This is a genomic window from Pseudoalteromonas sp. TAE79, assembly GCF_000498015.1.
Classification (GTDB): domain Bacteria; phylum Pseudomonadota; class Gammaproteobacteria; order Enterobacterales; family Alteromonadaceae; genus Pseudoalteromonas.
In genome coordinates this window covers 1-2,738 of the sequence record NZ_AUTL01000015.1, presented here as the reverse complement: position 1 = coordinate 2,738, position 2,738 = coordinate 1, and the positions used below count along the sequence as shown (strand labels likewise).

Genomic DNA, 2,738 nt, shown 5'->3' with positions numbered 1-2,738 from the left:
AAATAGGTTACGATAATGACTATTTTCGTAACTAAAGAAATGTTTATCAGGGGCGCATGGCTGCGCGGGTTCTTGTTTTCAAATTTAGTAAGGCCGCTTCGCGGGTCGCGGCCAGTTGAAAGCAGTGTATGAATTTAGTTTTTTATGTGGCCTACATTAAAGGGCAAGCCCTTTAATAAACCCATATCAATGGACTGCTGAGGAATAGCTTTAGAAAGCATAACAATCATATTTAAGTTTTCAGCTTCATTAACTAAAAGTGATATTAGGCTGTGTATTGATGGGTCAGTATCATAGAAAGCAGTAAGGCCAGTAAGGGCAGTTAATAGGTTTTCTATATTTTCGGCTGTAGTAATTAGATCAACATTGTTAGTATCTTGCTTAGACATGAATAACTCCTAGAAAGTTGTTTGTGTTAGTGTCAGGTAAGAGTTACCGCTCTACCTGACATGCCTATCAGATCACTTATTGACTAACTTTTCAACTCTCCTTTAATTTTAAAAGTTCAAAGTCACCTTCCCGTAAAACGGGCCCCTCCCTTGAACCCTTAAAATTAGGGTCGTTATGAATATCAGCTACAGTTTGAATTATGGAATTTAAAAAGCCGTGATTATTAAAAACACTATCAATCTTAGGCAAAGGTGAAGAACCTGAGCCAATGCGACTTAAAATTTCCTTATCTTGATTACTGTAACTTTTTTCAGTCTTAGGTATGGCCGACTGGAGAGAGTAACCCGCCTTAGTGTATTTATAGAAAAGTTCTATGTAAGGAAGATCCTCTAAAAGATCATCGGTCATTTTTTCAGGGATTTTTACACCCCAAAAACATCCAAAGCTACCAGTTAGCCTTTTACCCTTAAGGTAAGAATAAGCTTCTATATTTTCTTTAGGTTTCAGGTCTGAAAACTTAAGTGCATATTTAAATACTTCTACAAAACCTTGAGCGGGGTCGCCCTCGATAGGTCGAATGTCTACTATTTTGCTATCGCCTGTGATTTTCTCCCACTCTTTTGCAAGAGCAGAGTTTGAAGCCTCAGCCCCCCATTTTTGCCATAAAGCCTTTTCGTTTTTCTTCTCCAGGGGAGAAAGATTAGACCAGGCTTCTTTATTATATTTTTGAGGTCGGGTATCGAAAGGGAAGTCGATAGGGTTTTCAGGGTCAAGCATAACGACCATGTGACAATGGGGATGCCAGCCAGATTTACTTTTAGTTAATTCATAACTAAATACACCACCATCAGACTTGCCAAGTTGAGTTTTACCAAGACCTTTGCTTACAAAATCTCGTCTACGTTGTAAGAGTTTTCTCACAGAGTTTTGAAGATGGTCGAAGCGCTCTGGTAGTGACTCGCCATTTTTAACAGTCAAGGTGAGCATGTAAGGACGCAAGGCGGTGTTTTTAGCTACAACCTGCTCATACTTACCTAAATACCCCTGAACTTGCTTAGCGCCACGCCTGATGGCGCACAATTGGCACATTAAGTGATTCTTACAGAAACTAGCTTTTGCAAGACGCACTTGTCCCACAGTGTGATACTGGTGAAAAACCAGATAATTACCACAACTACACAGTTGGCTTTGTAGCTTCTCGAAGTTCAAAAGGGAATGAAGTTGAAAATTTGCTTTTTCCCCTTGGCTTAAACCACGAACATGGTTTAATATCTGTAATTGTCTGGACTTTGCTTCGCTGTAGCGTTGCACTCTACCAGAGAAATTACATATTTCGTTGAAGCCCTTGCTAGAGTCGCCCGCCAAAGCTGAATCTAGTGAGGGTTTTTTTATGTCTGTCATTTGTTATTTTATCCTTAATATCCACACTTTATTTCTATGTATCAAGTAAGGCAAGCAGAGCTTGCAAAAAACCCCCAAGAGTGAGGACGGCAAAGGCAAGCTTTTGCCTGTCGCTCTCTCTTTTGGGGGTCTGTGTTTTTAGTGTGCAGCCGTAGGCTTAGAGCCTTTTGGAATGAAGTAAGTAATAGATTTACCATTTGCAAAAACTGATACCGGTACTCTAATGGATTTACCCTTAAGGCCTTCAAACAATTGTTTGTCATGTGTCGTTAAAGTTATAAGGTCATTTCGACTTTCGCCGTTCTGGAGAACCACGTCACCCAGTATCTGAATTTTGTCTTGGCCACCATATTCTTTTTCATCCTTAACACCTTTTGGACTTTCAAAAATATTTATTAACTGACCTGTCAAAGTAAGCATGCTCATAATTATTCCTTATTAAAACTTTTAAAAGATGCATTTAAACCGCGCCATTCGGCACACTCATTTTCAAATGAACCAGCACCATTAACGACTCGCATTTCAATACCTTCAGGTAGACTTTCAGTGATTACAGAATCCACTTCTACTGATAGAGAATCTCTATCGCTGTCCGATAGGGAAAGGAAAAGTTGCTCTGCATAAAGTTCTAAAGCGGGTTCTAATAGCTCAATACGTGTTTTACCAAAGCGAGCAGCAATAGCATCAAACATGGAAACCGTTGTTATTGGTGCTGTTAAAGAGATTTTACGTTTATGATATGGCGTTACTTCTTCAGGTGGGTTATTTCTCATAGCTTCCTCGATATATAAATCATCAATAATCTTCGACGCTAATTGGTTTAGTGATTTCATAATACATTCCTATAAATTTAGATTCTTGTTACGTCAGGCCAGAATCTAGCTTAGATTCTTTACCAAGTCAATATTGAGGTGGATATTATGAAATAGGTTACGATAATGACTATT

4 protein-coding genes are annotated in these 2,738 nt (G+C 38.9%); all 4 read right to left on the bottom strand.

Features of this window, described 5'->3' with window-relative positions; genetic code table 11:
* Positions 1-134 precede the first annotated feature (134 nt).
* The gene (locus tag L655_RS0100290) at positions 135-389 is read right to left on the bottom strand and encodes a hypothetical protein (protein WP_024603703.1); all 255 of its coding nucleotides are present in this window, start codon (positions 387-389) and stop codon (positions 135-137) included.
* Between the two features lie 91 nt (positions 390-480).
* The gene (locus L655_RS1000000126185; RefSeq protein WP_024603702.1) at positions 481-1,791 is read right to left on the bottom strand and encodes a protein rep; all 1,311 of its coding nucleotides are present in this window, start codon (positions 1,789-1,791) and stop codon (positions 481-483) included.
* Positions 1,792-1,929: 138 nt separating this feature from the next.
* Entirely contained in the window at positions 1,930-2,217 is a 288-nt protein-coding gene (locus L655_RS0100280; protein ID WP_033011054.1) for a hypothetical protein, read from the bottom strand.
* Between the two features lie 2 nt (positions 2,218-2,219).
* Positions 2,220-2,624: a hypothetical protein gene (locus L655_RS0100275; RefSeq protein ID WP_024603700.1), complete on the bottom strand. Its 405-nt coding sequence runs from the start codon at positions 2,622-2,624 to the stop codon at positions 2,220-2,222.
* Positions 2,625-2,738: the final 114 nt, after the last annotated feature.

Bases quoted from the DNA above. Each gene is read 5' to 3' on its own strand.
- L655_RS0100290 (WP_024603703.1), bottom strand. From the start codon at position 389: ATGTCTAAGCAAGATACTAACAATGTTGATCTAATTACTACAGCCGAA.
- L655_RS1000000126185 (WP_024603702.1), bottom strand. From the start codon at position 1,791: ATGACAGACATAAAAAAACCCTCACTAGATTCAGCTTTGGCGGGCGAC.
- L655_RS0100280 (WP_033011054.1), bottom strand. From the start codon at position 2,217: ATGAGCATGCTTACTTTGACAGGTCAGTTAATAAATATTTTTGAAAGT.
- L655_RS0100275 (WP_024603700.1), bottom strand. From the start codon at position 2,624: ATGAAATCACTAAACCAATTAGCGTCGAAGATTATTGATGATTTATAT.